This window comes from Nocardia cyriacigeorgica, from assembly GCF_005863245.1.
GTDB classification, from domain to species: domain Bacteria; phylum Actinomycetota; class Actinomycetes; order Mycobacteriales; family Mycobacteriaceae; genus Nocardia; species Nocardia cyriacigeorgica_C.
The window spans coordinates 380571-406301 of sequence record NZ_VBUT01000003.1; the positions used below are offsets into that span (position 1 = coordinate 380571).

Annotated in this window: 27 protein-coding genes; 15 read left to right on the forward strand and 12 right to left on the reverse strand. The window is 69.0% G+C overall.

Going from position 1 to position 25731, the window contains the following annotated elements:
• Positions 1-15 precede the first annotated feature (15 nt).
• From FEK34_RS08265 to ehuB, 6 genes are read right to left on the reverse strand one after another with little or no spacing between them, the layout of a single operon-like run.
• Complete coding sequence (locus FEK34_RS08265; RefSeq protein ID WP_249358872.1) at positions 16-432, reverse strand: PPOX class F420-dependent oxidoreductase; 417 nt, start codon at positions 430-432, stop codon at positions 16-18.
• Between the two features lie 47 nt (positions 433-479).
• Positions 480-1223: a peroxide stress protein YaaA gene (gene yaaA, locus FEK34_RS08270; RefSeq protein ID WP_138447249.1), complete on the reverse strand. Its 744-nt coding sequence runs from the start codon at positions 1221-1223 to the stop codon at positions 480-482.
• 52 nt (positions 1224-1275) lie between these two features.
• Positions 1276-2031 (reverse strand): ectoine/hydroxyectoine ABC transporter ATP-binding protein EhuA, encoded by a 756-nt coding sequence (gene ehuA / locus FEK34_RS08275; RefSeq protein WP_138447541.1) that lies wholly within the window; start codon positions 2029-2031, stop codon positions 1276-1278.
• Positions 2032-2056: 25 nt separating this feature from the next.
• Entirely contained in the window at positions 2057-2704 is a 648-nt protein-coding gene (gene ehuD, locus FEK34_RS08280) for an ectoine/hydroxyectoine ABC transporter permease subunit EhuD (protein WP_138447250.1), read from the reverse strand.
• A complete protein-coding gene (gene ehuC / locus FEK34_RS08285; RefSeq protein WP_138447251.1) occupies positions 2701-3423 on the reverse strand; it encodes an ectoine/hydroxyectoine ABC transporter permease subunit EhuC in 723 nt (240 codons plus the stop codon). Before ehuC ends, ehuD begins: the two co-directional genes overlap by 4 nt.
• Positions 3424-3439: 16 nt before the next feature.
• Positions 3440-4306 (reverse strand): ectoine/hydroxyectoine ABC transporter substrate-binding protein EhuB, encoded by an 867-nt coding sequence (ehuB, locus tag FEK34_RS08290; protein ID WP_138447542.1) that lies wholly within the window; start codon positions 4304-4306, stop codon positions 3440-3442.
• Positions 4307-4651: 345 nt separating this feature from the next.
• Here ehuB and FEK34_RS08295 point away from each other — a divergent pair, with 345 nt between their 5' ends.
• The 3 genes from FEK34_RS08295 (at position 4652) to FEK34_RS08305 (ending at position 9432) form a co-directional block, all read left to right on the forward strand.
• Positions 4652-6409, forward strand: a complete 1758-nt coding sequence (locus FEK34_RS08295; RefSeq protein ID WP_138447252.1) for a proline--tRNA ligase — start codon at positions 4652-4654, stop codon at positions 6407-6409.
• Positions 6410-6687: 278 nt separating this feature from the next.
• Positions 6688-8439 carry an acyl-CoA dehydrogenase family protein gene (locus FEK34_RS08300; protein WP_138447253.1) on the forward strand — a complete coding sequence of 584 codons (1752 nt, stop codon included), beginning with the start codon at positions 6688-6690 and terminating at the stop codon, positions 8437-8439.
• A 180-nt stretch (positions 8440-8619) separates the two neighbouring features.
• Positions 8620-9432 (forward strand): NAD(P)H-binding protein, encoded by an 813-nt coding sequence (locus FEK34_RS08305; protein ID WP_138447254.1) that lies wholly within the window; start codon positions 8620-8622, stop codon positions 9430-9432.
• A 45-nt stretch (positions 9433-9477) separates the two neighbouring features.
• On the opposite strand, the gene FEK34_RS08310 is transcribed toward FEK34_RS08305, so the two are convergent.
• On the reverse strand, positions 9478-9912 hold the full coding sequence (locus FEK34_RS08310; RefSeq protein ID WP_138447255.1) for a ferritin-like domain-containing protein: 435 nt from the start codon (positions 9910-9912) through the stop codon (positions 9478-9480).
• 34 nt (positions 9913-9946) lie between these two features.
• Positions 9947-10423: a hypothetical protein gene (locus FEK34_RS08315; RefSeq protein ID WP_138447543.1), complete on the reverse strand. Its 477-nt coding sequence runs from the start codon at positions 10421-10423 to the stop codon at positions 9947-9949.
• A 302-nt stretch (positions 10424-10725) separates the two neighbouring features.
• On the opposite strand from FEK34_RS08315, the gene rimP reads away from it, so the two are divergent.
• From rimP to truB, 11 genes are all read left to right on the forward strand, one after another.
• On the forward strand, positions 10726-11406 hold the full coding sequence (rimP, locus tag FEK34_RS08320; RefSeq protein ID WP_138447256.1) for a ribosome maturation factor RimP: 681 nt from the start codon (positions 10726-10728) through the stop codon (positions 11404-11406).
• Positions 11403-12431 carry a transcription termination factor NusA gene (nusA, locus tag FEK34_RS08325; RefSeq protein WP_138447257.1) on the forward strand — a complete coding sequence of 343 codons (1029 nt, stop codon included), beginning with the start codon at positions 11403-11405 and terminating at the stop codon, positions 12429-12431. Before rimP ends, nusA begins: the two co-directional genes overlap by 4 nt.
• A gap of 101 nt (positions 12432-12532) precedes the next feature.
• Positions 12533-12901: a YlxR family protein gene (locus tag FEK34_RS30675; RefSeq protein WP_432760938.1), complete on the forward strand. Its 369-nt coding sequence runs from the start codon at positions 12533-12535 to the stop codon at positions 12899-12901.
• A 111-nt stretch (positions 12902-13012) separates the two neighbouring features.
• Positions 13013-15961, forward strand: a complete 2949-nt coding sequence (gene infB / locus FEK34_RS08335) for a translation initiation factor IF-2 (RefSeq protein ID WP_138447259.1) — start codon at positions 13013-13015, stop codon at positions 15959-15961.
• 80 nt (positions 15962-16041) lie between these two features.
• Positions 16042-16332 carry a DUF503 domain-containing protein gene (locus tag FEK34_RS08340; RefSeq protein WP_014351998.1) on the forward strand — a complete coding sequence of 97 codons (291 nt, stop codon included), beginning with the start codon at positions 16042-16044 and terminating at the stop codon, positions 16330-16332.
• A 30-nt stretch (positions 16333-16362) separates the two neighbouring features.
• On the forward strand, positions 16363-16803 hold the full coding sequence (rbfA, locus tag FEK34_RS08345; RefSeq protein ID WP_138447260.1) for a 30S ribosome-binding factor RbfA: 441 nt from the start codon (positions 16363-16365) through the stop codon (positions 16801-16803).
• Positions 16804-16871: 68 nt separating this feature from the next.
• Complete coding sequence (locus FEK34_RS08350) at positions 16872-17933, forward strand: DHH family phosphoesterase (RefSeq protein WP_138447261.1); 1062 nt, start codon at positions 16872-16874, stop codon at positions 17931-17933.
• Between the two features lie 133 nt (positions 17934-18066).
• Positions 18067-19551 carry an MATE family efflux transporter gene (locus FEK34_RS08355; protein ID WP_249358874.1) on the forward strand — a complete coding sequence of 495 codons (1485 nt, stop codon included), beginning with the start codon at positions 18067-18069 and terminating at the stop codon, positions 19549-19551.
• A 120-nt stretch (positions 19552-19671) separates the two neighbouring features.
• The gene (locus FEK34_RS08360) at positions 19672-20628 is read left to right on the forward strand and encodes a metallophosphoesterase family protein (protein ID WP_138447545.1); all 957 of its coding nucleotides are present in this window, start codon (positions 19672-19674) and stop codon (positions 20626-20628) included.
• An 86-nt stretch (positions 20629-20714) separates the two neighbouring features.
• A complete protein-coding gene (gene npt / locus FEK34_RS08365; protein WP_138447262.1) occupies positions 20715-21380 on the forward strand; it encodes a 4'-phosphopantetheinyl transferase Npt in 666 nt (221 codons plus the stop codon).
• The gene (truB, locus tag FEK34_RS08370) at positions 21380-22294 is read left to right on the forward strand and encodes a tRNA pseudouridine(55) synthase TruB (RefSeq protein ID WP_138447263.1); all 915 of its coding nucleotides are present in this window, start codon (positions 21380-21382) and stop codon (positions 22292-22294) included. The genes npt and truB overlap by 1 nt, the downstream gene beginning before the upstream one ends.
• Before the next feature lie 22 nt (positions 22295-22316).
• Here the strand turns inward: truB and FEK34_RS08375 are convergent, their stop codons facing one another.
• Positions 22317-22916 carry a TetR/AcrR family transcriptional regulator gene (locus tag FEK34_RS08375; protein ID WP_138447264.1) on the reverse strand — a complete coding sequence of 200 codons (600 nt, stop codon included), beginning with the start codon at positions 22914-22916 and terminating at the stop codon, positions 22317-22319.
• A gap of 139 nt (positions 22917-23055) precedes the next feature.
• Between FEK34_RS08375 and FEK34_RS08380 the strand changes: the two genes are divergently transcribed.
• The gene (locus FEK34_RS08380) at positions 23056-23457 is read left to right on the forward strand and encodes a DUF4345 domain-containing protein (RefSeq protein WP_138447265.1); all 402 of its coding nucleotides are present in this window, start codon (positions 23056-23058) and stop codon (positions 23455-23457) included.
• Between the two features lie 91 nt (positions 23458-23548).
• On the opposite strand, the gene FEK34_RS08385 is transcribed toward FEK34_RS08380, so the two are convergent.
• The 3 genes from FEK34_RS08385 to FEK34_RS08395 are packed head-to-tail and all read right to left on the reverse strand — an operon-like array spanning position 23549 to position 25725.
• Positions 23549-24214: a GntR family transcriptional regulator gene (locus FEK34_RS08385; RefSeq protein WP_138447266.1), complete on the reverse strand. Its 666-nt coding sequence runs from the start codon at positions 24212-24214 to the stop codon at positions 23549-23551.
• On the reverse strand, positions 24201-24953 hold the full coding sequence (locus FEK34_RS08390; RefSeq protein ID WP_138447267.1) for a maleate cis-trans isomerase family protein: 753 nt from the start codon (positions 24951-24953) through the stop codon (positions 24201-24203). Before FEK34_RS08390 ends, FEK34_RS08385 begins: the two co-directional genes overlap by 14 nt.
• A 31-nt stretch (positions 24954-24984) precedes the next feature.
• Positions 24985-25725: a maleate cis-trans isomerase family protein gene (locus FEK34_RS08395; protein ID WP_138447268.1), complete on the reverse strand. Its 741-nt coding sequence runs from the start codon at positions 25723-25725 to the stop codon at positions 24985-24987.
• Between the last annotated feature and the right edge of the window lie 6 nt (positions 25726-25731).

The following is a 25731-nucleotide window of genomic DNA, read 5'->3' on the forward strand; positions in this document are numbered from 1 at the left end:
GGCAGCGGCGCCGGCTCAGAGTCGTCCCGCTACTTTGTGCGGCGTCACGCGGACGATGATCCGCTCGCCGTCGTTCACCCAGGCGGGATTGAAGTCCCGGTAGGTCTTGCCGGTGTACTTCAGCGACAGCTCGTCCGGCAGCGCCCGCTCCGGATCCGGGGTGACCGTGGCCGAACCCTTGATCTCGGCGTACAGGAAAGGCCGATCGGGCGGGTTGATCATCACCGTCACCCGCGGATCGCGCAGGACATTGCGGCCCTGCACCCGGTCGACGGTGGTGGAGAACACCAGGTCCTCACCGTCGCGCTTGATCCAGACGACGGTCAGATGCGGATGCCCGTCTGTGCCTACGGTCGCGACGGTGGCGTAGACGCGCTCCTGGTCCACGTACTTCTTCAGGTCATCGGACAAAACGGCTGTAGTTGTGCTCACAACACTCGCCAACACCTCGGGTCTGCGGCGCATTCCAACCGCGAGGATCAGGTGATGATGAGAAGTTCGGTGGCCGAGGCGATCTCGGTGCGCAGCCCCGCCTTGGTCGCGATCCGGGCGACGGACCGGATGTCGGTGGGCTCGGCGCGGGTGAGTACCAGCGCGCGGGCCAGCAGGCCCTTGTGGTGCTTGTTGAAATGCGAGACGACGGTGCGGGAACCGTCGGGATGTTCGGTGAGCACGTTCGCGGTGATGGCGCCGGGCACGCGGCCCAGCTGCTGGTAAGTGCCCGAACGCAGGTCGATCACCAGCTCTTCGCCCGCCTCGGCCCGCAGCGCCTCGGGCAGGTGATCGCGCCACACCGCCGACAAGGTGGGCAGGCCGGGCAGCTTGGAGCCGCCGGAGAGGCGGTAGGCCGGGATCGGGTCACCGGCGCGCACCGCGCCGAACAGGGCCGAACCGATGCCGAGGCGGGCATAGGCCTTGGCCCGCTGCACCTTGGTGAACGAGCGCGCGTCGAGTGCGTCGTAGAGGACGCCGGTGTAGCGCTCGAGGGCCGGCCGGGTGGGGGAGGTGCGCACGGCGGCATTGCGCGCGATCTCGGCGTCGGCGCCCTTGCCGAGCCCCAGCGCGGTCCGCGAGGCCTGTGGATCGCCGGCCAGCCGCACCAGTTCGTCCAGCAGCCGCTCCCGCACCGCGGTGAGCTGCGGCATCGCCAGCTCGCCCAGCTCGAGCGGCGCACCGGAGCCACCATCGGACTTGGTTTCGGAAGGAGGCAGCAGCACCAGCACGACCGACAACGGTAATCGGCGCCCGGCTACCGCACGGCGACCACCCCGGCTGCTAGCGCACGGCCCGCAGGAAGGCCCGCGTCCGCTCGCTGCGCGGATCCTCGAACAGCTGCTGCGGCGGACCCTGTTCCACCACGCGACCACCGTCGAACATCATCACCCGGTCGGAGACGTCGCGGGCGAAACGCATCTCATGGGTGACGATGAGCATGGTGATATCGGTGGATTCGGCGATATCGCGCAGCACGTCGAGCACATCGCCCACCAGTTCCGGGTCCAGCGCCGAGGTCACCTCGTCGAGCAACATCACCTTCGGGTCCATCGCCAGGCACCGCGCGATCGCGACGCGCTGCTGCTGGCCGCCGGACAGCTGCGATGGATGCGCGTGCGCCTTGTCGGTGAGCCCGATCATCTCCAGCAGCTCCATCGCGCGGCCGTTGGCCTGGTCTTTCGACCTGCCGAGCACATGAATGGGCGCCTCGGTGATGTTCTCCAGCACCGTCATATTCGGGAACAGATTGAACTGCTGGAACACCATGCCGATCTTCTTGCGTACCGCACGCAGATGTTTTTCCTTGGCGGGCACCAGCTTCGCGCCGCGCTGCTCATGGGTCAGCGGCTGCCCGTCCACCCAGATCACGCCACCGCTGACCCGCTCGAGCGTCATCAGCAGCCGCAGGATCGTGGTCTTTCCGGAACCGGAAGGGCCGATCAGCGTGACCTTCTCGCCGCGCCCGACGCTGAAATCGAGGTCGTCGAGCACCACCAGCGTGCCGAACCGCTTGACCACCTTGTCGAAACGGATCATCACGTCCTTGTCGAGGCCGGGGCCGTCAGTAGTAGGCAAGGCGCTTCTCCAGTCTTCTGATCAGCACAGACGTCGGGTAACTCGCGATGAGGAAGAACACGCCCGCCAAGGTCAGCGGCTCCAGATACTGGAAGTTGCGGGCCCCGAACTGCTGGGCCGCGGTGACCAGCTCGACCACGGAGATGGCGAACAGGAACGGGGTGTCCTTGAACATCGACACCGCATTCGTGCCCAGCGCGGGCACACTGGCACGGATGGCCTGTGGCAGGACAACGGCGCGCCAGGTGCGGTACGGCGGCAGCGACAACGCCCGCGCCGCCTCCCACTGCCCGGTCGGCACCGACTCGATCCCGGCCCGATACACCTCGGCCAGATAACTCGAATAGTGGATGCCGAGCACGGTGATGCCGATCTGCAATGCGGAGAACTGCGGCAGCAGGTTGTAGGCGAACAGCAGCTGCACCACCAGCGGTGTGAGCCGGACGAATTCGGCCAGCGCGTGCACCGGCGCCGCCACCCAGCGCGGGAACGACCGCCGCACGATCGCGATCACCAGCCCGATCACCGCCGCGATCGCGAACCCGACGACAGTGGCCAGCAGCGTGATCTGGAACCCGTCCCACAGCACCGGCAGCGATTCCCTGGCGCGTTCCCAACTCCACTCGACGGTCATCGCGCCACCGCCTCGACCGGCTCGTCCGGCGCCAGCCGCAACATCTCCCGCAACGTCGGCCCGCGCCCGAGCTTGGCCTTGGCGCGGGTCTCCACCAGGTTCATCACCACGGTCAGCACATAGGCGAGCACGAAATAGATCAGCAGGCCGACGCCGAAGGCGAACAACGTGTCACCGGTGGACTGGCGCAGCTTGCCGATCTCGAAGGTCAAGTCCTGCAACGTGATGTACGACGCCACCGCCGTGCCCTTGAGCAGGTGGATCAGCAGGTTCGTCAGCGGCGGCACCATCAGCGCCCACGCCTGCGGGAACAACACCCGGTGCAACCGCTGCCACGGGCTGAAATTCAGCGCGACCGCCGCCTCCCACTGGGTGCGCGGCACCGCGTTGAGCGCACCCCGCACCACCTCCGCCCCGTAGGCGCCGTAGTTGAGGCCCAGCGCCAGGATTCCGCAGAACACCGGCTCGAGTTGATAGCCGAACAGCGGCAGCACATAGAACAGCCAGAAGATCTGCACCAGCAGCGAGGTGCCGCGGAAGAACTCGATCAACACCCGGGAGGTGCCGCGCAGCGCGAGGTTGCGCACCCGCACCACGGTGCCGAGCAGCAGCGCGATGACGAAGCCCAGCGCGGCGCCGCCGAGGGTGAGCTGCAATGTCACGAGGATGCCGTCCCAGATGCCCGGCAGCGCCTCGCGCAAGGCGTCCACGTTGTTCATCGCGCGAACCGCTCGATCAGACCTCGCCCTTGCACAACTGTTCGGTGGTCAGATTCGGGTCGGGCAGTTCTCGCTCGGTGAATCCGAACGGCCCGACGATCGCCAGATAGCGCTCCTTGTCGGAGGTGATCTTCTTCAACTCGGCGTTATAGGCATCCAGCAGGTCCCTGTCGCCGGTACGGAAGACGGTGCCACCCGCCCCGATCTGCGGTTTGCCATCGATCACCGCCACGAACGACGGCGTCACCTCCACCTCGGCGCCGGGGGAGTGGTTCTTCAACCAGTTCAACGAGATCGCGGTCAGCGCGAACACGTCCGCGCGGCCGGAGGTGACCGCGTCCAGCCCGTCCTGCGGGCTGCCGACCAGCATGGCGTCGATGCCGAGCGAGGCGGCGTAATCGGATTCGATGGCACCGGTCATGGCCGCCATGCGCGCGCCGCTGTCCTTGACCGACTGCATATCCGACAGATTCAGCGGATTGCCGGACTTCACCATCAGCGCGGTCGTGTACATGAATTCGGGTTCGCTGAACGCGGCCTGCTCACAGCGTTTGGGCAGGATCGACATGCCCGCGCTCACCGCGTCGAAGCGCTGGGCCTGCAAACCGGGGATGAGCGCGCCGAACTCGGTCTGCACGCCGTCGACGGTGTCGATGCCCAGATTCTTGAAGATCTCCCGGTGCAGGGCGACCGTCGCGCCCGTCAACTGCCCGTCCTGTTCGAACGAGTACGGCGCCTCGCCGGCGAACCCGACGGTGATGGCGCCGCGGTCTTGCAGCGTTCGCAGTAGCTCGCCTTCGGCGGCGGTATCGGTCTTGGTGCAGCCGGCCAGCATCGCCGCCGACAACGACGCCGCCGCGAACGCCGCGGCCCAGCGAATCATTCTCCGGTGTGTGTCGACCACTGCCTCACCTTTCGACAGGGGTGGCTGGCCATTATTTCGCGGAGGAGATCGGGCGGCCCGAATTATCGACACCCCCGCAGGTCAGCGGCCCGTTATGTGGTTGTATGTCCCGGTATTTCGACTCCTCAACAGTATTCAGAAACCTTAATTCGCATGGCAGAATTGATATTTTTGTGATCTAAAGTTTGATGGTATCCGCATATGGGTAATTCAATTTCCTGTTCGTGTGCCGAGATCGTTTCGGTGGCCGCCCGGATCGCGGTCGGGGCGTGAACCCCTAATCCGGTGTCATCGGCCGCGGACCAGCGACTACCCTGTGCATCCGTGATCACCCGCCTCTCCCGCCTGTTCCTGCGCACCCTGCGAGACGATCCCGCCGACGCCGAGGTGCCGAGCCACAAGCTATTGGTGCGCGCCGGCTACGTGCGCCGCGTCGCGCCCGGCGTCTACTCCTGGCTGCCGCTGGGGCTGCGGGTGCTGCGCAAGGTGGAACAGGTGGTGCGCGAGGAAATGGACGCCATCGGCGCCCAGGAGATCTCGCTGCCCGCGCTGCTGCCCCGCGACCCCTACGAGACCACCAACCGGTGGACCGAATACGGCGACGCGCTGTTCCGGCTCAAGGACCGCAAGGGCGCGGACTATCTGCTCGGCCCCACCCACGAGGAGCTGTTCGCGCTCACCGTCAAGGGGGAATACAACTCCTACAAGGATCTGCCGGTCACGCTCTATCAGATCCAGGACAAGTACCGCGACGAGGAACGTCCGCGGGCGGGCATCCTGCGCGGGCGCGAGTTCGTGATGAAGGACTCCTACTCCTTCGACCTCGACGAGGCGGGCCTGAAGGCCAGCTACAACGCCCACCGCGAGGCCTACCAGCGCATCTTCGACCGGCTCGGCGTCTCCTACGTCATCGTGGCTGCCACCTCCGGCGCCATGGGCGGCAGCGCGTCCGAGGAGTTCCTCGCCGACAGCCCCGTCGGTGAGGACACCTACGTGCGCTGCCCCGAATCCGGTTACGCCGCCAATGTCGAGGCCGTGGTCACCCCCGCGCCGCCCGCGCTGCCCATCGAGGGACAGCCCGAAGCCGTTGTCCACGACACCCCCGACACCCCGGCCATCGCGACCCTGGTCGACTGGGCCAACAACGCGGGCCTGGCCGAGCGCTACGGGCGGCCGGTGACCGCGGCCGACACCTTGAAGAACGTCATGGTGAAGCTGCGGCATCCGGACGGCAAGTCCGAGATCGTCGGCATCGGCGTCCCCGGTGACCGCGAGGTCGACGACAAACGCCTGGGTGCGTCGGTGGAGCCGGCCGAGGTCGAGCTGCTCACCGACGCCGACTTCGCCGCCAACCCCTTCCTGGTCAAGGGCTACATCGGCCCGAAGGCGCTGCAAGCCAACGGCATCCGCTACCTGGTCGACCCGCGCGTGGTGGCAGGCACCTCGTGGATCACCGGCGCCGACGAGCCGGGCAAGCATGTGGTCGGCCTGGTCGCCGGACGTGATTTCACCCCCGACGGCACCATCGAAGCCGCCGAGGTCCGCGACGGCGATCCCTCGCCCGACGGGCGCGGCACGCTGGTGTCCGCGCGTGGCATCGAGATCGGCCACATCTTCCAGCTCGGCTACAAATACACCGACGCCTTCGAGGTCGATGTGCTCGGCGAGAACGGCAAGCCGGTCCGCCTGGTCATGGGCTCCTACGGCATCGGCGTCTCCCGGATGGTCGCGGTGATCGCCGAACAGCAGCACGACGACAAGGGCCTGCGCTGGCCGGCCGCGGCCGCGCCGTTCGACGTCCACGTCGTCATCGCCAACAAGGACGCCGCCGCCCGCGAAGGCGCCGAAGCCGTCGTCGCCGGTCTCGACGCTCAGGGGCTCGACGTCCTCTTCGACGACCGCACCGCCTCGCCCGGCGTCAAGTTCAAGGACGCCGAACTGCTCGGCATGCCGTGGGTGCTCGTCATCGGCCGCGGCTGGGCCGACGGCAAGGTCGAATTGCGCAACCGGTTCACCGGCGAATCCGAGGACATCCCCGCCGATTCCGCCGTCGACGCGGTGATCGCCAAGATCCGCGCCTGAATGTGATGGGTTGCCCGCGCCCCCGGCTCCGCCCACTCGGACCGCGGGCGTCGGCGCACCAGGGGATCGTTCTCGGTCGCTCCCGATCGGCCGAGGACGGCCGGATTCCACATTGCCGACGCCTTGGCCTTCGGCCGGGTCGCGGGGCCGGGACCGCCGGTCACAACGGCAGCGGCACCCGGGCAACCGCACCCGGGCAATGCCGAACCTACGGTTACGTAGGGGAATGGGCTGGTCAGGCCGGTGAAAGCGCGCTACCCACTGGTAGGTTGACGCTCATGACGAGCTCTGAGGCGTTGTTGTTCAATCCGGCCACCTACGATCCGCAGCACTTCGATGCCGAGACCCGGCGACTGCTGCGGGCGACCATCGAGTGGTTCGAGCAGCGCGGGAAGACGCGGCTGCTCGCCGACGACGACGAGGCGGTGTTCACCGCCGACTTCCTGGAGTTCGTCAAGCAGGAGAAGCTGTTCGCGACCTTCCTCACCCCGTCCGCCTACGCCGACGGCGACCCGAACCGCCGCTGGGACGCCGCGCGCAATGCGGCGCTGTCGGAGATCTTCGGCTTCTACGGGCTGGCCTACTGGTACGCCGAGCAGGTCACCATCCTCGGGCTCGGCCCGATCTGGCAGAGCGACAACGAGGCCGCCAAGCAGCGCGCGGCCCGGGATCTGGCCGCCGGTGAGGTGATGGCGTTCGCGCTGTCCGAACGTGAGCACGGCGCCGACATCTACAACACCGACCTGGTGCTCACCCCGACCGAGCCGGGCAGCGCCGACGCCGAGGCCGGCATCCTGTTCCGCGCCAACGGCGAGAAGTACTACATCGGCAACGGCAATGTCGCGAGCATGGTGTCGGTGTTCTCCCGCCGCGCCGATATCGAGGGCGCCGACGGCTACGTCTGGTTCGCCGCCGACAGCAGGCACGAGAACTACCACCTGATCCGCAACGTGGTTCATGAGCAGATGTACGTGAGCACCTTCCGGCTGGAGAACTACCCGGTGCGCGCCGAGGACATCCTGCACACCGGCCCGGAAGCCTTCAGCGCCGCGCTCAACACCGTCAACGTCGGCAAGTTCAACCTCTGCCACGGCGGCATCGGCATGGTCGAGCATTCGTTCTACGAGGCGATCACGCACGCCAACAACCGCATCCTCTACGGCAACCCGGTCACCGACTTCCCGCATGTGCGCACCAACTTCGTCGACGCCTACGCCCGCATCGTCGCGATGAAGCTGTTCAGTGACCGCGCCGTCGACTACTTCCGCAGCGCGAGCCTCGACGACCGCCGCTACCTGCTGTTCAACCCGATGACCAAGTCGAAGGTGACCTCCGAGGGCGAGGTCGTGATGACCCTGCTGCTGGATGTGCTCGCGGCCAAGGGTTTCGAGAACACCACCTACTTCGCGCAGGTCGCCCGGCTGATCAACACGCTGCCCCGGCTCGAGGGCACCGTGCACGTCAATGTCGGCCAGATCCTGAAGTTCATGCCGAACTACCTGTTCAACCCGAAGGAATACCCGGAGATCGGCACTCGCCTCGACGCCGCCGACGACGAGTTCTTCTGGCGTCAGGGCCCCGCGCGCGGTGCGGGCAAGGTGCAGTTCGCGGACTGGACCCAGGTCTACGACAAGCACACCGACATCCCCAACGTCGCCCGCTTCTACGAGCAGGCCCAGGCGCTGCGCACCCTGCTCACCACCGCCGCTCCCGACGACGATCAGCAGCGCGACCTGGACTTCATGCTCACCATCGGCCACCTGTTCTCCCTGGTGGTCTACGGCCAGCTGATCCTGGAGCAAGCCGCCATCACCGGCCTGAACCCGGACCTGCTCGCCCAGATCTTCGACTTCCAGATCCGCGACTTCAACACCTACGCCACCACTCTCTACGGCAAGCCGTCGGCCACCGAGACCCAGCAGCAGTGGGCACTCGGCGCCTTGCGCACGCCCGCGGCCGACCGGGACCGTTTCGACCGGGTGTGGAGCGAGGTCGCCTCCTACGACGGGGCCTACGCGATGCGCCCCTGAACGCGGATCCGAGTCCTATCACGCCGGATCAGGCGATAGGGCAGCCGAACAGGTCCCAGCACGCCCCCACCGACTCGGTGGGGGCGTGCTGGTGTCTCGGGCGAAAATCGCCATGTGCGCGCGCCGGTGAACCCTGGCAACAATGGCGGAGCAGGCTCATTCGATCAGGGAGAATTCGCGGTGACGATATTGGTGACCGGCGCGACCGGAAACATCGGCCGGAAGGTCGTGGATCAGCTGCTGGCTCGCGGTGCGACCGGGGTGCGCGCCCTGACCAACAACCCGGCCAAGGCGGCCTTGCCTCCGGAAGTCGAAGTGGCCCACGGATATGTACGGTGGATCGAAACTCTGCCCGCCGCCTTGGAGGGCGTGGACAGTATGTACCTCGCGCCGGCCCCCGATACCGTAGGCGAGGTATTGGCGCTGGCCCGGGCGGCGGGCGTGCGACACGTGGTCGACCTGTCGGGCGAGCCGGAGAGCTGGTGGGGGAGTGTGACAGCCGCGGTCGAGGGCAGCGGGCTGGCGTGGACGCACCTGTGGCCAGGCGACTTCATGGAGAACACCCAGACCTGGGCACAGCAGATCCGCGATACCGGCGCGGTGCGGGAACCCTACCCCGACATCGCCAGCGCGCCGATCGCGATGGACGATATCGCGTCCGTCGCCGCGGTGGCGCTGCTGGACAGCGACGCCCACATCGACAAGGCCCACTGGCTGGCCGGCCCCGAAATCCTGTCCAGGCGGGAGCTGGTGCGTCAGCTCGGTACGGCCCTCGGCCGCGAGATCGAGTTCCTGCGGGTCTCTCGCGACGAAGCGGTGGTCGCGCTGACGCCGAGCATGGGCGAGAACGCCGAATGGTACGTCGACAATGTGCTCGGCGGCGGCGAAGAGAATCCGACCGCCCCGACCGGCAGCGTCGAACAGCTCACCGGGCGTCCCGCCACCACCTTCGCCCAGTGGGCGAAGGAGAACGCCGCTGCCTTCGACCTGTAGTCGCGCACCGATGCGATGTGGAACGCGCTTGGTCCGCCGCCGGTGTTACGGCTGACCGGGGAACGGTGTGGTGGGCGGCGAGACGCCGAGAATCGACTGCCAGACCGCAAGGCGCAGAGCGCATTCGGTCAGCGCGTCGGTGCCCATGCGGCGGGTGAGTTCCGACTCGCCCTGTTCGACCACCGAACGCCACGCCACCGCGGTATCGGACTCGACGGTTGCGGCGAGTTGGGCGGCGGCGACCGGATCGGTCACCGGGAACGGCACCGTATAGGCGGCATCCGGTGGTGGCGCCGTGATGCCCGCCGCCTCGACGGCGTCGATGGTGGTGTCGCGGCGGGCCCGATGGGCGGCGGTGTTCTCGGCCACCAGCCGGCCTCGCTCCGGGGAGGCGTAGGCGGCGATCAGGCCGTAGGCGTACACGGCCGCGTGTTCGGCGCTCAAGGCGTCGAGCAGTGCGCGGCGTTCGGACTCGGTCATGCGGCGTCCTTCATGGCGGGTGCGGGTAGCGGCTTCATGCCAGCAGCACTCCGGCGTGCACCGCGCAGGCGGCGCTGATCGAGGCGAGCAACCCGGCCCGGTAGTCGGCGAGGGTCGCGGCCAGATCGGCGGCCGAGCGCTGGGAGGCGGCCAGTTGGTCGCGCAGCGTGGCGACGTCGACCGGCGCCGCGGGTGCGACGGTCACCTGAGGCTGGCGACGGCTGGGCAGTGTGCCGTCGCCGTAGACGCCGACGAGGCGGTCGATCTCGGTCCGCAGCGCCTCGGCGTGGGCGGTGCGCTCGGAGGCGATCAGCGTCAGCGCACCGTGCCGCTGCGGATCCAGGGCGATGGCCGCGGTCGCGGCGGCGGCATCGGTGCGCGCCAGAAGTTCTTGGGTGAGAAGCGGATCGGGTTCGAGCTCCGATTCCTGCGCGCATCCGGTGGCCGCGGCGAGCGCGGCGGCACCGGCCGCGCCCGCACCGGCCAGCCGTAGCGCGGTGCGCCGGTTCACCGGGCGGAAGCGGGAATCGTGCCGATCGATCGGTATGCCGGAAATGCACCCGGCCTCGGACCGGATGGGAAGGCGGTTGGGCACCGCACTATCGTGCCAGACGCGCGGGTGTCGACCGCGCACGGACGGCGCCCGGTCCGTCGCCGCCACCCCTTCCACCGCTGCGCGCCCCGGCGGCGACGCCACGCGCTGGGGAAACTTGCTTGTAGCCGATCGTCCTTTACACTCTCCGGGCGCGTTACGCTAGACCTTCGGTACAGAAATTTCCGCTCGCGCCACAACTGAACCAGGAGCCGCCCCACATGCCCATGCCGACCGAGGAAAGGGTGAGCCAGCTCGTTGCTGGCCCCGTCGAACGCCGGGGATTCGATCTCGAGGGCGTCGAGATCTCGACGGCCGGACGGCATGCCGATGCCCAGGCTCGGGTTCGGGTGATCGTGGACAGCGACGACCCGGCCGACCTCGACGCCATCGCCGAACTCAGCAACGAACTCTCGGCCCAGCTCGACGACGCCGGCGATTTCGGCGAATCGCCCTACCTGCTCGAGGTCTCCACGCCGGGCATCGACCGCCCGCTGAGCACCGAACGGCATTGGCGGCGCGCCCAGGGCCGCAAGGCGCGAGTAACGCTGCGCCCCGGCGCCGAACCCCCGGATCCGGGCGGAAAGGCGACGTTCGACGCGCGCGTCGGCAAGCTGTCCGGCGACACCATCGCGCTGGTTCTCGGCGGCAAGGCCAAACCGCACCGGGTGAACGTCCCGCTCGCCGATATCGCCACCGCCGTCGTCCAAGTCGAGTTCTCCCCGCCGAGCCCCCGCGAACTCGAACTCGCCGGCGGCGTCGCGCCGGGCAGGCCGATCCCCGGCAGCGAGCCGGCCACAACTGTTCCCGCGGGAGAGGACGCCGCGGACACCAGAGGAACCAGCGGGGCGTCGCCCCAGCCTGTAGCAGCGTCCGATTCGATCGAAGGGACCGTGGAATGAACATCGAAATCGAAGCCTTGCGCGCGATCGTCGCCGACAAGGGGATCTCGATCGAGACCGTGATCTCCGCGATCGAGTCCGCGCTGCTGACCGCCTACCGGCATACCGAGGGCCATCAGCCGAACGCGCGCATCGACATCAACCAGAAGACCGGCGTGGTCCGGGTGATGGCGCGCGAACTCGACGCCGACGGCAACGTCATCTCCGAATGGGACGACACTCCGGAGGGTTTCGGCCGCATCGCCGCCACCACCGCCCGCCAGGTGGTGTTGCAGCGGCTGCGTGACGCCGAGAACGAGAAGTCCTTCGGCGAATTCTCCACCCACGAGGGCGATATCGTCGGCGGTGTCGTGCAGCGCGATGCGCGCGCCAACGCCCGCGGCACCGTCGTGGTGCGCATCGGCAGCGAACTACACGGCGCCGAGGGCCTGATCCCGCCCGCCGAGCAGGTGCCGGGCGAGAGCTACGAGCACGGCGACCGGATCAAGTGTTATGTCGTCGGCGTCTCGCGCGGCCCGCGTGGCCCGCAGATCACGCTCTCGCGCACGCACCCGAACCTGGTGCGGCGGCTGTTCGCGCTCGAGGTGCCCGAGATCGCCGACGGGTCGGTCGAGATCGTCGCCGTCGCCAGGGAGGCCGGGCACCGCTCCAAGATCGCGGTCCGCTCCACCGTCGCCGGGGTCAACGCCAAGGGCGCGTGCATCGGCCCGATGGGCCAGCGCGTGCGCAACGTGATGAGCGAGCTGGCCGGGGAGAAGATCGACATCATCGATTACGCCGAGGATCCGGCGACCTTCGTCGGTAATGCGCTCTCGCCGTCGAAGGTGGTGTCGGTCACAATCGTGGACCCGGACGCGCGGGCCGCGCGCGTCGTCGTCCCCGATTTCCAGCTCTCGCTGGCCATCGGCAAGGAGGGCCAGAACGCCCGCCTGGCCGCCCGGCTGACCGGCTGGCGCATCGATATCCGCAGCGACGCGGCCCCCGACACCGGTGGTGGCGTGCGCACGGAGGCCCAGCACAGTTGACCCACTCGCGACGCGTGCGGCCCGGCGCGGCGCCGCGGGGAACAACCGGCCGGGATGACATGTTGGTAACTTCGGCAGGGGCGGGGTTCGGTGATCGGACCGTGGCAGCGGTAGAGTGGTCCAAGGTTCAGCACGAGCCACCGGCTTCCCCGCCCGAACGCACCACCGAGCATCCCCAGGCGCCCCAGCGCCCGGCAGCTCCGGTGCGAACGTGTATCGGATGCCGTAAGCGCGAGCTGGCCGCCGATCTGTTGCGGATCGTGGCCCGGAACGGCAGCGGAGACGTTGTCGAGATCGTGCCCGACCCGCGGCGCAGACTTCCCGGACGGGGTGCCTGGTTGCACCCCTTTTCGGCTTGTCTGAGCCTCGCGGTTCGGCGCCGAGCGATCGGCAGAGCACTACGAGTGTCCGGACATCTGGATATCTCAGCCCTGGAGCATTACCTCGAGAACAGGCACGAGCACTCATGAGCACACCGTGAAGTACCAACGATGAACGTCCATCGGAGATAACCCGAGGTCGTGCGGGCCGCCGTCCCCTGAACAACGGTGGCGCTGCTCGACCTCTCAGTGAGGAGAGCAGTGGCAGGCAAGGCCCGCGTGCACGAGTTGGCCAAAGAACTCGGTGTCACGAGCAAGGAACTACTCGCAACGCTCAAGGAGCAAGGCGAGTTCGTGAAGTCGGCGTCGTCGACGGTGGAAGCACCCGTCGCGCGCCGTCTGCGTGAATCGTTCGCATCGAAATCCGCACCCGCGAACGGTGCCAAGGCCGGGGCGAAGCCCGGTCCGTCGACCGCGGCCCGTCCGGCCGCCAAACCCGCCGCGGGTGGTCCGCGTCCGGGTCCGCGTACCCCGGCTCCGGCGCAGGCCGCCGCTCCCGAGGCGCCCGCGACTCCGGCTCCGCGTCCCGGCCCGGCCGCCAAGCCCGGTCCCGCGCCCGCTCCCGCCAAGGAAGCGGCAGCGCAGGCGCCCAGCCCGGCCCCGGCCGCCAAGGCCGCCCCGCAGGCCCAGCCCGGTACCCGGCCCACGCCGGGTGCGCCGCGTCCCGGTCAGCCGCAGCAGCGTCCCGGCGCTCCCGCGCAGGCCGCGCCGCGTCCGGCCGGCCCCAAGCCCGGTCCGAAGACCCCGCGGGTCGGCAACAACCCGTTCTCGTCGGCGCCCGAGCGTGAGCGCCCGGCACCCCGTCCCACTCCCGGCCAGGCCGGGGGCCGTCCGGCACCCGGTCAGGGTGGTCCGCGTCCCGGACCGGCTCAGGGCGGTCCGCGCCCGGGTCCCGGTCAGGGTGGTCCGCGTCCGGCTGCCGCGCAGGGCGGCGGTCCGCGTCCCGGCGGTCCGCGTCCGAGCCCCGGCTCCATGCCTCCGCGTCCCAGCCCCGGTGCCATGCCCGCGCGTTCCGCGCGTCCCGGCCCCGGCGGCGGCGCGGGTCGTCCCGGTGGCGGCGGCGGTCGCCCGGGTGGACCCGGCGGTCGTCCCGGTGGCGGCGGCGGTGGCGGCTACCGCGGTGGCGGTGGCGGTGCCCCCGGTGCCGGTGCCGGTGCACCCGCGGCCGGTGGTTTCCGTGGTCGTCCCGGTGGCGGCGGCGGTCGTCCGGGTGGTCCCGGCGGTCGCGGCGGTGCGGCCGGTGCGTTCGGCCGTCCCGGTGGCGCTCCGCGTCGTGGCCGCAAGTCGAAGCGGGCGAAGCGCGCCGAATACGAGAACATGCAGGCGCCCGCCGTCGGTGGTGTGCGGCTCCCGCGCGGCAACGGCGAGATCATCCGGCTCGCCCGCGGCGCCTCGCTGTCGGACTTCGCCGAGAAGATCGACGCGAACCCGGCCTCGCTGGTGCAGGCCCTGTTCAACCTCGGTGAGATGGTCACCGCCACCCAGTCGGTGAACGACGAGACCCTCGAGCTGCTCGGCAGCGAGATGAACTACGTCGTGCACGTGGTCAGCCCCGAGGACGAGGACCGCGAGCTGCTGGAGTCGTTCGACCTCAGCTACGGCGAGGACGAAGGCGGCGAGGAAGACCTCGAGCAGCGTCCGCCGGTGGTGACCGTCATGGGTCACGTCGACCACGGTAAGACCCGACTGCTGGACACCATCCGCAAGGCCAACGTCCGTGAGGGCGAGGCCGGCGGTATCACCCAGCACATCGGTGCCTACCAGGTGATGACCCACCTCGGTGAGGACGATCGCCTGATCACCTTCATCGACACCCCGGGTCACGAGGCGTTCACCGCCATGCGTGCCCGTGGTGCCAAGGCCACCGACATCGCGATCCTGGTGGTCGCCGCCGACGACGGCGTCATGCCGCAGACGGTGGAGGCGATCAACCACGCCCAGGCGGCCGACGTGCCGATCGTGGTCGCGGTCAACAAGATCGACAAGGAAGGCGCGAACCCGGAGAAGATCCGGCAGCAGCTGACCGAGTACAACCTGGTGGCCGAGGAGTACGGCGGCGACACCATGTTCGTCGACATCTCCGCCAAGCAGGGCACCAATATCGACGCCCTGCTGGAAGCGGTGCTGCTCACCGCGGACGCGGCGCTGGACCTGCGGGCCAACCCGGACATGGACGCCCAGGGTGTCGCCATCGAAGCGCATCTGGACCGCGGTCGCGGCCCGGTCGCGACGGTGCTGATCCAGCGCGGCACGCTGCGCGTCGGCGATTCGATCGTGGCAGGCGACGCCTACGGTCGCGTGCGCCGCATGGTCGACGAGCACGGCGAGGACGTCACCGAGGCGCTGCCGTCGCGGCCGGTCCAGGTCGTCGGTTTCACCTCGGTGCCCGGCGCCGGTGACAACCTGCTCGTCGTCGACGAGGACCGCATCGCCCGTCAGATCGCCGACCGGCGCAACGCGCGCAAGCGCAACGCGCTGGCCGCACGCAGCCGTAAGCGGATCAGCCTGGAAGATCTGGATGCCGCGCTGAAGGAGACTTCGGAGCTGAACCTGATCCTCAAGGGCGACAACTCCGGTACCGTCGAGGCCCTCGAAGAGGCGCTGCTCGGTATCGAGGTCGACGACGAGGTGCGTCTGCGGGTCATCGACCGCGGTGTCGGTGGCGTCACCGAGACCAACGTCAACCTGGCCTCGGCGTCGAACGCGATCATCATCGGGTTCAACGTCCGTGCCGAGGGCAAGGCCACCGAGCTGGCCAACCGCGAGGGTGTCGACATCCGGTACTACTCGGTGATCTACCAGGCCATCGACGAGATCGAGAAGGCCCTCAAGGGCATGCTCAAGCCGATCTACGAAGAGGTCGAGCTGGGCCGCGCGGAGATCCGGGCGATCTTCCGGTCCTCGAAGGTCGGCAACATCGCCGGCTGCATGGTCACCTCGGGTTCGGTCAAGCGCAACGCCAAGGCGCGCCTGCTCCGCGACAACGTGGTCATCGCCGAGACCGTCACCATCTCCTCGCTCAAGCGGGAGAAGGACGACGCCACCGAGGTCCGCGAGGGCTTCGAATGCGGTATGACGCTCACCTACTCCGACATCAAGGAAGGCGACGTCATCGAGGCATACGAGTTGCGCGAGAAGCCGCGCGACTGATCGTGACGAACATCGGGTGAGGCGGCGGATTCGACAATCCGCCGCCTCACCCGGTCGCGTCGCTCGAAACTGGAGGTTGTGTGTACCTCGGTGCACTCGAGTTCGACATCCTGCTCGGAGACGTGCATTCGCTGAAAGAGAAGCGCTCGGTGATCCGGCCCATCCTGGCCGAGTTGCAGCGCTTCGGGGTGAGTGCCGCCGAGGGCGGGGAACATGATCGCTACCGCCGCTCGTTGCTCGGAGTAGCCATGGTCAGTGCCGGTATGGACCATCTGACCGAGGTGCTCGACAAGTGTGAACGGCATGTCGCGGCACGTCCGGAGTTACAGTTGCTGGCGGTACGCCGCCGGGTCTTCGGGCCCGAAGATTGATCTTAATTTTTCAGTGAGGAAGGAGCGGCCATGGCGGATCAAGCCAGGGCACGCCGACTCGCCAAGCGGATCTCGGCGATCGTGGCCACCGCGATCGAATACGAGGTGAAGGATCCGCGGCTGCGGTTCGTGACCGTGACCGATGCGAAGGTGACCGGCGATCTACGTGACGCCACCGTGTACTACACGGTGATGGGCGAAACCGTCGACGCCGAACCGGATTACACCGCCGCGGCGGCCGGTCTGGAGAAGGCCAAGGGCGTACTGCGCTCGAAGGTGGGTGCCGGCACCGGGGTGAAGTTCACGCCGACGCTGGCGTTCGTCCTCGACACCGTGCCGGATGCGGCGCGGCAGATGGAGGACCTGCTGGCCAAGGCCAGGGCCGCCGACGACGAGGTGGCGAAGGTTGCGGCCAACGCCACCCACGCCGGTGAGCCGGACCCGTACAAGGTGGATTCCGATGAGGACTAGGTCCTCGCGCGCCAATCGTCGTCAGCGCTCCGCGCGCCTGCGGGGATGACCCGGACTCGCGGTAGTCGATGACGACAACTGGACAGCGAGCGGGAGCGGCCGGACAGCCCCCCGAACCGGTCGACGGCTCGGATGACGCGCGGCCCGGTGCCGCCGATTTCACGGCGGCGGCGCGGGCCTTGGCGGCCGCCGAGTCGGTCACCATCCTGTGCCATGTGCAGCCCGACGCCGACACCATCGGCAGCGGGCTGGCGCTGGCGCAGGTGCTGCATCGGCGTGGGGTCGCGGTGCGGGTGTCGTTCGCCGAACCTGCGCAGCTGCCGGTGTCGATGCGTTCGCTACCCGGTGCGCAGCATCTGGTGGCGCCGGCCGAGGTCCCCGACGAGACAGACCTGCTCGTTGCCGTCGACTGCGGCAGTGCCGCGCGGCTGGGTGGGTTGGCCGACCGGCTCGCCGGTGCTCGTAGCACGCTCGTCATCGACCATCATCGGTCCAACACCCGTTTCGGCACGATCAATCTCATCGATCCGTCGGCCGAATCCACCACCAGCGTGCTCACTCGGCTGCTCGATGCCTGGGGTGAGCCCATCGACCGGCCCGTCGCGCACTGCCTGTACGCGGGGCTGGTGACCGATACCGGATCGTTCCGCTGGGTCCGCCCCGGCACCCATGAACTGGCCGAACGGCTGCTCGCCACCGGCATCGACGGCGCCGAGATCGCGCAAACCCTGCTCGATACCCATCCGTTCGGCTGGCTGCCGATGCTTTCGCGGGTGCTCGGCTCGGCCCGGCTGGTACCGGAGGTACACGGCGGTGTGGGTCTGGTGTACGCGTTCGTCCGGCGCGATGACCTGGACGGTGTGACGCAGGAGGAAGCCGAAAGCGTCGTCGATATCGTGCGCACCACCGCCGAGGCCGGGGTGGCGGCGGTGTTCAAGGAATCACCCGAGCCCGGCCGCTGGACGGTGTCGCTGCGGTCCAAGGACAGCGGCCCCGACCGTCACGACGGCCTCGATGTCTCCGCCGTCGCCACCGCGCTCGGCGGCGGCGGGCACCGCTACGCCGCGGGCTACACCGCGCACGGGACACCGGAGGAGATCGTCGCCGAACTGCTGGCGGGTCTGGGGTGAGTGCGCCGAGGCGGAGGCGGGCCGAGGCTTGCGGCCATGGCATGCGAACAACCCCACCGGAGACACGGTGAACGCGGCGGATACACCGGAAAGCGGCGCACGCGCGGATCGCACCCGACGTGGGAGCACCGCGATGCCCACGGGTTCCGGCACCGGGGCGGGCTCCGCCGAGAGTCCGGGTGGGCAGACGGCGGCACGCACCCGGTCGAGTACCGATCCCGCGAACCCGAGCCCCGATCCGGGTGCCGAGGCCGGGCGTGCCGGCCGCAACGCGACGCCCGCGACCGATTCGGCCGCTGCTGCCGGGCCACGCCGCATTCTCGGGCTGGCGTTGCCGACGCTGGGTGTACTCGTCGCCGAACCTCTCTATCTGCTGTTCGATTTAGCGGTGGTCGGCAGGCTGGGTGCGTTGGCGCTGGCGGGTCTGGCCGTCGGCGGATTGATTCTGGCGCAGGTGAGTTCGCAGCTGACCTTCCTCGCCTACGGCACCACGGCGCGGGCGGCGCGACGGCACGGGGCCGGTGACGAGCGCGGGGCGGTAGCCGAAGGGGTGCAGGCCAGTTGGCTGGCGGCCGGGATCGGCCTGGTGATCGTGGCGGTGGTGCAGCTGTTCGCCGCGCCGATCGTCGGGGCGATCTCCGGGGGCGGCGATATCGCGGACGAGGCACTGGACTGGGTGCGCATCGCGCTGTTCGGTGTGCCGTTGATCCTGCTGTCGATGGCGGGCAACGGGTGGATGCGCGGGGTGCAGCAGACGCGGCGCCCGCTGACGTATGTCGTTGCCGGGCTGGCGTTGTCGGCGATGCTGTGCCCGGTGCTGGTGCACGGGCTCGTCGGCGCGCCACGGATGGAATTGCCCGGTTCGGCGGTGGCCAACGTCGTCGGTCAGGCGGTGACCGCGGGCCTGTTCGTGTCGGCGCTGGTGCGCGAACGGGTCGAGCTGCGACCGCATCCGTCGGTGATGCGGGCGCAGCTGGTGCTCGGCCGCGACCTCATCGCCCGCAGCCTCGCGTTCCAGGCCTGCTTCGTCTCGGCGGCCGCGGTGGCCGCGCGGTTCGGTGCGGCGTCGGTCGCCGCCCATCAGCTGGTGTTGCAGCTCTGGAATTTCCTCGCGCTGACCTTGGATTCGCTGGCCATCGCGGCGCAAACGCTGGTCGGTGCGGCGCTCGGCGCGGGCAACGCCTCGGGCGCGCGGGGCCTGGCCCGCCGGATCACCGGGTGGTCGGAGATCTTCGCGCTCGGGCTGGCCGCGATCTTCGCCGCCGGTGCCGCGGTGATTCCGCCGCTGTTCACCGACGACGCCGCCGTGCTGGACCGCACCGGCGTCGTGTGGTGGTTCTTCGTCGCGCTGATCCCGGTGGCGGGCATCGTCTTCGCGCTCGACGGCGTATTGCTGGGTGCCGGTGACGCCGCCTACCTGCGCACCACCACCCTCGGTGCGGCGCTGCTCGGCTTCCTGCCCGCCATCTGGCTGTCGCTGGCCTTCGACTGGGGGATCGCCGGTATCTGGTCCGGTTTGGTGGCGTTCATGGTGTTGCGGCTGATTGCCGTCGTCTGGCGCGCGCTGTCCGGGCGCTGGGCGAGGGTCGGCGCCGAGGTGCCGCGTGCCGAACGCTGAGATCGACCCGCTGGAATCCGACCTGATCCGGCGCCTTCCTGCCGTGCCGACCGGTCGCCGCGTTGCGGCCACGGTGGTCCCCGCACGCCCGAGCCGCGCCGGTATGCCAAGGTGGGTGTGGTGATACCCAAGTTGATGGCGGTGAGCGACATTCATGTCGGGCACCAGGGCAATCGTCCCGTCGTCGAACAGATCCGGCCCGACTCGCCGGAGGACTGGCTGATCGTCGCCGGTGACGTCGCCGAGAAGTCCGACGACATCCGGTGGGCGCTGGAACTGCTGCGCAGCCGCTTCAAGACGGTGATCTGGGTGCCGGGCAACCATGAACTGTGGACCACGGCCAAGGATCCGGTGCAGATGCATGGCGTCGCGCGCTACGAGTACCTGGTGTCGATCTGCCGGGATCTGGACGTGCTGACCCCGGAAGACCCGTTCCCGGTGTGGCGTGGCGCGGGTTCGGAGCCCTACGGCGGCGCGGTGACGCTGGCGCCGATGTTTCTGCTCTACGACTATTCGTTCCTGCCCGAGGGCACCAAGACCAAGGCCGAGGGCCTGGCCCTGGCCAGGGAACGCAATGTCGTGGCCACCGACGAATTCCTGCTCTCGCCCGACCCGTACCTCACCCGCGACGCCTGGTGCCATGCGCGTGTGCAGGTGACCGAGCGCAAGCTCAACGCGCTGCCCGAGGGCACGCCGCTGGTGCTGATCAACCATTTCCCGCTGGTCCGCGAACCCACCGATGTGCTGTTCTACCCCGAATTCGCGCTCTGGTGCGGCACCGACCTGACCGCCGACTGGCATATCCGCTACAACGTGGTCTGCTCGGTCTACGGCCACCTGCACATTCCCCGCACCACCTACTACGAGGGTGTGCGCTTCGAAGAGGTGTCGCTGGGCTATCCGCGCGAATGGCAGCGGCGCGGCATGCCCGAACGTCTGCTGCGCCAGATCCTGCCCGAGCCGGAGTACCCGCCTGGCACGCTCAACTCCTGGGGCGGGCATTTCAAGGTCACCCCGGAGATGGAGGCGGCCGCCGCCGAGATGCGCAGCAAGGCGCAACGCCGCCGGGGGATATAGCGCCGCAGGGCGATCGGTTCGCCGGATACGCGGGGTGCCCCGGGCTGCGACGGAAGCGCTCGGCGCACCTACTAGGCTCGGTCGCGATGATCGAGAACATTCTGCCCGCCGGGGTCGCGTCGGCCGAGCTGCTGACCTACCCGGAGGGCCTGCGGGCGCATCCGGCCGAAGAGCATCTGATCGCGAAGTCGGTGGACAAGCGCCGCCGCGACTTCATCGGGGCGCGGCACTGTGCCCGGCTGGCACTGGCGCAGCTGGGGGAGCCGGAGGTCGCGATCGGCAAGGGGGAGCGGGGTGCGCCGGTGTGGCCGCGCGGGATCGTCGGCAGCCTCACCCACTGTGACGGCTATCGGGCCGCCGCGCTGGCGCACAAGCTGCGCTTCCGTTCGATCGGCATCGACGCCGAACCGCATGACGCCCTGCCCGACGGCGTCCTCGATTCGGTGAGCCTGCCCGCGGAGCGAGAATGGCTGCGGGCCAACGATTCCGGCCTGCACCTGGACCGGCTGCTGTTCTGCGCGAAAGAGGCCACCTACAAGGCGTGGTTCCCGTTGACCGGGCGCTGGCTGGGTTTCGAGGACGCCCACATCACCTTCACCGTCGACGATTCCTCCGACAAGGCCTCGGGCACCTTCCGCAGCGAACTGCTCGTCCCCGGTCAGGTCACCGACGGCGGAGTGCCGCTCACCTCGTTCGACGGCCGCTGGCAGATCGCCGACGGTCTCATCCTCACCGCGATCGTGCACGCCTGATGGCCGCCGACAAGCCGGTGCTCGGCCCGGACGGGCTCGGTGGTCTGCTGATCGTCGACAAGGACGGCGGCCTGACCAGCCACGACGTGGTCGCGCGCTGCCGGAAGCTGTTGCGCACCAAGAAGGTCGGCCATGCGGGCACCCTCGACCCGATGGCGACCGGTGTGCTGGTACTCGGGGTCGAACGCGCCACCAAACTGCTCGGCCTGCTCACCTTGACCACCAAGGCCTACACCGCCACCATCCGGCTCGGCCAGGCCACCACCACCGACGACGCCGAAGGCGAGATCGTCTCCACCGCGCCGGCGGGCACGGTCACCGACGCCGATATCGCCGCCGGGATCGCCGCGCTCACCGGCGAGATCCAGCAGATCCCCGCGACCGTCAGCGCCATCAAGGTCGACGGTGAACGCGCCTACGCCCGCCACCGCGCCGGCGAGGAGGTGCGGCTGGCGGCCCGGCCGGTCACCGTGCACCGCTTCGAGCTGCTGGCTCGGCGGGCGGTCGGGGATTTCGTCGACCTGGACGTGGTCGTGGAATGCTCCTCGGGCACCTACGTGCGCGCGCTGGCCCGCGACCTGGGCACCGCACTCGGCGTCGGCGGCCACCTGACCGCACTGCGCCGCACCCGCGTCGGGCCGTTCACTCTCGACCATGCCCGCACCCTCGATCAGCTCGCCGATGATCCCGGGCTGAGCCTCGATATCGACGCCGCGGTCCGCACCGCCTTCCCGCACCGCGGCATCGATGCGGCCCAGGCCGAATCCCTGCGCGACGGTCGCTGGCTCGATCCGATCGGCCTGACCGGGGTGTACGCGGCGCTGACCGAGGACGGCGCCGCCATCGCGTTGCTGGAGGAGAAGGGCAAACGCGCCGCGCCGGTGATGGTGGTCCGTCCACGCGGACTGGTCTGAACCGCTCGGCGGTCGCAGCACGTCAGCCCGGCGGGCGTTCGGCCGTGCCCAGGAGTGGCTGGAGGGCGCCGAGTAGTGCGCCGACGCTCACCTGACGCATCTGCTCCCGGGTCAGGCTGCCGTTGTCCAGCCAGTCGATCGTCAGCACCCGCACATAGGTCAGCCAGGACATCAGCACCGCCGAGGTGGCCTCACGAAGCCGGCCCTCGACGCCGAGGACATCGAGCAACCGCCTGCGCAGTTCGCCCAGCTCACCGGAGATGATCGCCTGAATGGTCGGGTCGGTCGCGAGCACCCGGTTGGCGGCGATCACCGAATGGGCATTGGCCTCGAAGTAGTCGAAGTGGGCGTCCAAACCGGCGGCCAGCTGCTCGGCGAACGGTCTGGCGGGATCGAGTTCGGTGGCTACCAGCAGGTCTGCGGACGCCTGCTCGTAGACGGCTGCGAACAGCTCACGCTTGGTGGGGAAGTGCCGGTAGAGCAATGCGCGCGACACCCCTGCCGCCGCGGCGACGTCTTCCATCAGCACCGCGTCGTAGGGCCGTTCGGCGAACAGGCGGGCACCGGCGTCCACGAGCAGGCGGCGGCGTTGCTCCGGGGCGAGTCGGCGGCGGGTGCTCATCCACACACCTTAGTTGACGCGTGTCTACCAACGATCGTATGGTCTTAGTAGACGCACGTCTACTAAGCCGCCGGGCCGGAAGCCCATGGCGCGGCAACCGAATTCACGCCGGCGACGGCATGCTGATCGGAGGGTCCCCATGACTCGCGCACTCACCTGGCTCACCTGGACGATGGGCGTCGCGTGCGTCGCCATCGGCTGCTACCACCTGGGCCTCGGCAAGGATTCGGTGCCCGACATGGAGTGGAACGGGGTGACCGCCGACAGCCAGAGCCGGTTCTTCGGCGCGATCTTCGTCGGCTACGGGCTGGCCTGGATCTGGGCGGTACGCCAGTCGCCGCTCAACCTGTGGGCGGTGCGCTGGCTGGCCGCGATCTTCGCCCTCGGCGCGGTCGGGCGGTTGATCTCGCTGGCGGTGCACGGGTGGCCGCACTGGTTCCAGATCGTGCTCACCGTCATCGAGCTCGTGCTGCCGCCGGTGTTCTTCGCGCTGGCGGCGGCCGTCGAGCGCCGGCAGCAGCTGATGCCCGCACTCGTGTGATCGGGCGGCGTGCCCGCTCGCTTCGAGCGTGACTGCCCGGTCTGGCGGCCATTCCGTGCCGGAAGCGGCGTCGCTTATCGGACTCGCTGTCTCAGTCCGCGTATCGATCACGCAACCTGCGGACCGCGTCGTCCATGTGCTCGGCGAGCATCGCCTGCGCGGTGGTGGCGGGCGCGGAACCGATGGCTTCGCGCAGTTCGATGTGTTCGCGGGCCTGTTCGAGCAGGTCGGGATAGGTGGTTTGGAGGGCGCCCAGGCACATGCGGGTCTCGATGAGCAGGGTGCGGGCGGCGCGCACCAGGCGCGGGCTGCCCGAACTCTCGACGAGCGCTTCGTGGAAAGCCTGGTCGGCATCGGAGACGGCGGTCGCCTCGCCCTGTTCGGCGTGCGCGAGCATGGCGGTGACGCTGGGTTCCAAAGCCTGATAGGCGATCTCGCGGCGGCCGTCGAGGATCAGCGTGAGCGCGCCACCTTCGAGGGCGGACCTCGCGCGGTAGATGTCGACCAGATCGTCGAGAGTCAGGTCGACGACGAAGATGCCGCGATTGCGGATACTGGTGGCCAGACCCTCCGACACCAGCCGCTGCATGGCCTCGCGCACCGGGCCGCGGGATACCCCGAAGCGGGCGGCCAGCTCGGCCTCACCGAGCTGATCGCCCGGCGCCAGCCCACCGCGCATGATCGCCTCACGCAGCCGGTCGGCGATCATCTCGGCGGTCGACTGCCGGTTGACCGGCTCGAAATCAATGACGGGCATAACGCGGCCTTTCGGTATCCGTCCGGGACATGCCGGTGAACAGTGCGCCGAACTGGGTGCTGCTGCGCAGGCCGCCGCTCAATCGCAGACCCTCCCAGACGGTGACCTGGTTCGCGGTGAGCACCGGTTTACCCAGCGCCGCTTCCAGTTGCGCGACGACGGCCAGCGTGTGCATGGCGGTGTCGGGGATCAGCAGTGCCTGTGCGTCGGGGTGATCATTGCGCACCGCCAGATCCAGGACCTGGTCGGTGGTCAGGGTGCCGACTTCGGCGGCGGTGTCGATCCCCGCACTCGCCATCGCGGCCACGGTGATGCCCGCATCGGCGAGGAACTCCACGAACAGCCGCGCCACCTCGTCGGGGTAGCTGGCGGCCACCGCGACCGTGCGCACCCCGAGCGCCCGCGCCGCCTCGACGAACGCGATGCTGGTGCTCGAGGCAGGCACCCCCGCGTACGCCGACAACTGCCGAACCTGCTCGCGCGCACCCTCCGGGCCGTAGACGAAACTGCCCGAGGTGCACGCCCAGATCAGCGCGGCCGGCCGGTGCCAGGCGAGCAGGCGCGCGCCGTGACGCAGCTTGGCCGGACTACCCAGATCCAGCAGTTCCGGCACCGCGTGCAGGTCGGTGCCGTAGATGTGGGCGACCTCGAGCCGCACGTCCAGCGCGCGGGCGGCCAGCGCGTAGTCGTCCTCGGCCGCATGGTCGGGGTAGATGAAACCTACCGTCGGAGTGCGCATCTGCCACCTCTTTCGGGCCGGAGATCGGTCTTCAGAACACATCGAGCAACCACTTTCCCGGGCCCATCATCGGCAGCTTCATCCGGCCGAGGCAGGCCCACATGGTGAGTTGATTCGCGGTCAACACCGGTTTGCCGAGCGCCATTTCGAGCGGCTCGATGATGTCGTAGGTCGGCAGGTTGGTGCAGCTGACGAAGATCGCCTCGGCCTCGGGATGGTCGGCGCCGAAGATGCGCTCGGCGATGGTGCGGTAGTTGACCTTCCAGATCCCGCCGCCGAGCCCGAGGTGATCCGAACGCACCACGGTGCAGCCGGCTTCGCCGAGGAACTCGTGCAGTTTGCCGGTCAGCACCTCGTCGTAGGGGGTGATGACCGAGATGCGCGAGACCCCCAGATGCCGGATCGCCTCCACCAGCGCACCGGAGGTGGTGACCGCGTCCTGCGCGCCGGCCCGGCAGATGATCTCCCGCAGCATCCGCTCGTGCGCTAGTCCCTTGATGAAGCTGCCCGAAGTGCACAGGTAGGCAACGACTTCGGGCTCCACATGCAGCACGTCGCGGGTGGCGGCGGTCAGATGTGCCGGGTTGGAGACCAATTCGGCCATGGCCAGCGATACCGGGACCGGTTCGTAGGGTGTGCGAGCCAGGTGCAGGCTCACCTCGAGCGGAGCCCAGCGCCACAGTTCGCGTTCGAGTGCGAGGTCGAACGGTGCGATGATGCCGATTCCCCGTTGTGCGACCGGGCCTTCGATATCGGGGAAACCGATGTCCACTGCGGC

Coding starts and splice junctions, on each gene's coding strand:
- FEK34_RS08300 (WP_138447253.1), top strand. CDS start 6,688: ATGACGAGCTCTGAGGCGTTGTTGTTCAATCCGGCCACCTACGATCCG.
- FEK34_RS08350 (WP_138447261.1), top strand. CDS start 16,872: ATGACGACAACTGGACAGCGAGCGGGAGCGGCCGGACAGCCCCCCGAA.
- FEK34_RS08385 (WP_138447266.1), bottom strand. CDS start 24,214: ATGCCCGTCATTGATTTCGAGCCGGTCAACCGGCAGTCGACCGCCGAG.
- FEK34_RS08355 (WP_249358874.1), top strand. CDS start 18,067: ATGCCCACGGGTTCCGGCACCGGGGCGGGCTCCGCCGAGAGTCCGGGT.
- nusA (WP_138447257.1), top strand. CDS start 11,403: ATGAACATCGAAATCGAAGCCTTGCGCGCGATCGTCGCCGACAAGGGG.
- FEK34_RS08380 (WP_138447265.1), top strand. CDS start 23,056: ATGACTCGCGCACTCACCTGGCTCACCTGGACGATGGGCGTCGCGTGC.
- FEK34_RS08390 (WP_138447267.1), bottom strand. CDS start 24,953: ATGCGCACTCCGACGGTAGGTTTCATCTACCCCGACCATGCGGCCGAG.
- FEK34_RS08375 (WP_138447264.1), bottom strand. CDS start 22,916: ATGAGCACCCGCCGCCGACTCGCCCCGGAGCAACGCCGCCGCCTGCTC.
- rimP (WP_138447256.1), top strand. CDS start 10,726: ATGCCCATGCCGACCGAGGAAAGGGTGAGCCAGCTCGTTGCTGGCCCC.
- ehuD (WP_138447250.1), bottom strand. CDS start 2,704: ATGACCGTCGAGTGGAGTTGGGAACGCGCCAGGGAATCGCTGCCGGTG.
- FEK34_RS08310 (WP_138447255.1), bottom strand. CDS start 9,912: ATGACCGAGTCCGAACGCCGCGCACTGCTCGACGCCTTGAGCGCCGAA.
- ehuC (WP_138447251.1), bottom strand. CDS start 3,423: ATGAACAACGTGGACGCCTTGCGCGAGGCGCTGCCGGGCATCTGGGAC.
- rbfA (WP_138447260.1), top strand. CDS start 16,363: ATGGCGGATCAAGCCAGGGCACGCCGACTCGCCAAGCGGATCTCGGCG.
- npt (WP_138447262.1), top strand. CDS start 20,715: ATGATCGAGAACATTCTGCCCGCCGGGGTCGCGTCGGCCGAGCTGCTG.
- ehuA (WP_138447541.1), bottom strand. CDS start 2,031: ATGATCCGTTTCGACAAGGTGGTCAAGCGGTTCGGCACGCTGGTGGTG.
- ehuB (WP_138447542.1), bottom strand. CDS start 4,306: ATGATTCGCTGGGCCGCGGCGTTCGCGGCGGCGTCGTTGTCGGCGGCG.
- truB (WP_138447263.1), top strand. CDS start 21,380: ATGGCCGCCGACAAGCCGGTGCTCGGCCCGGACGGGCTCGGTGGTCTG.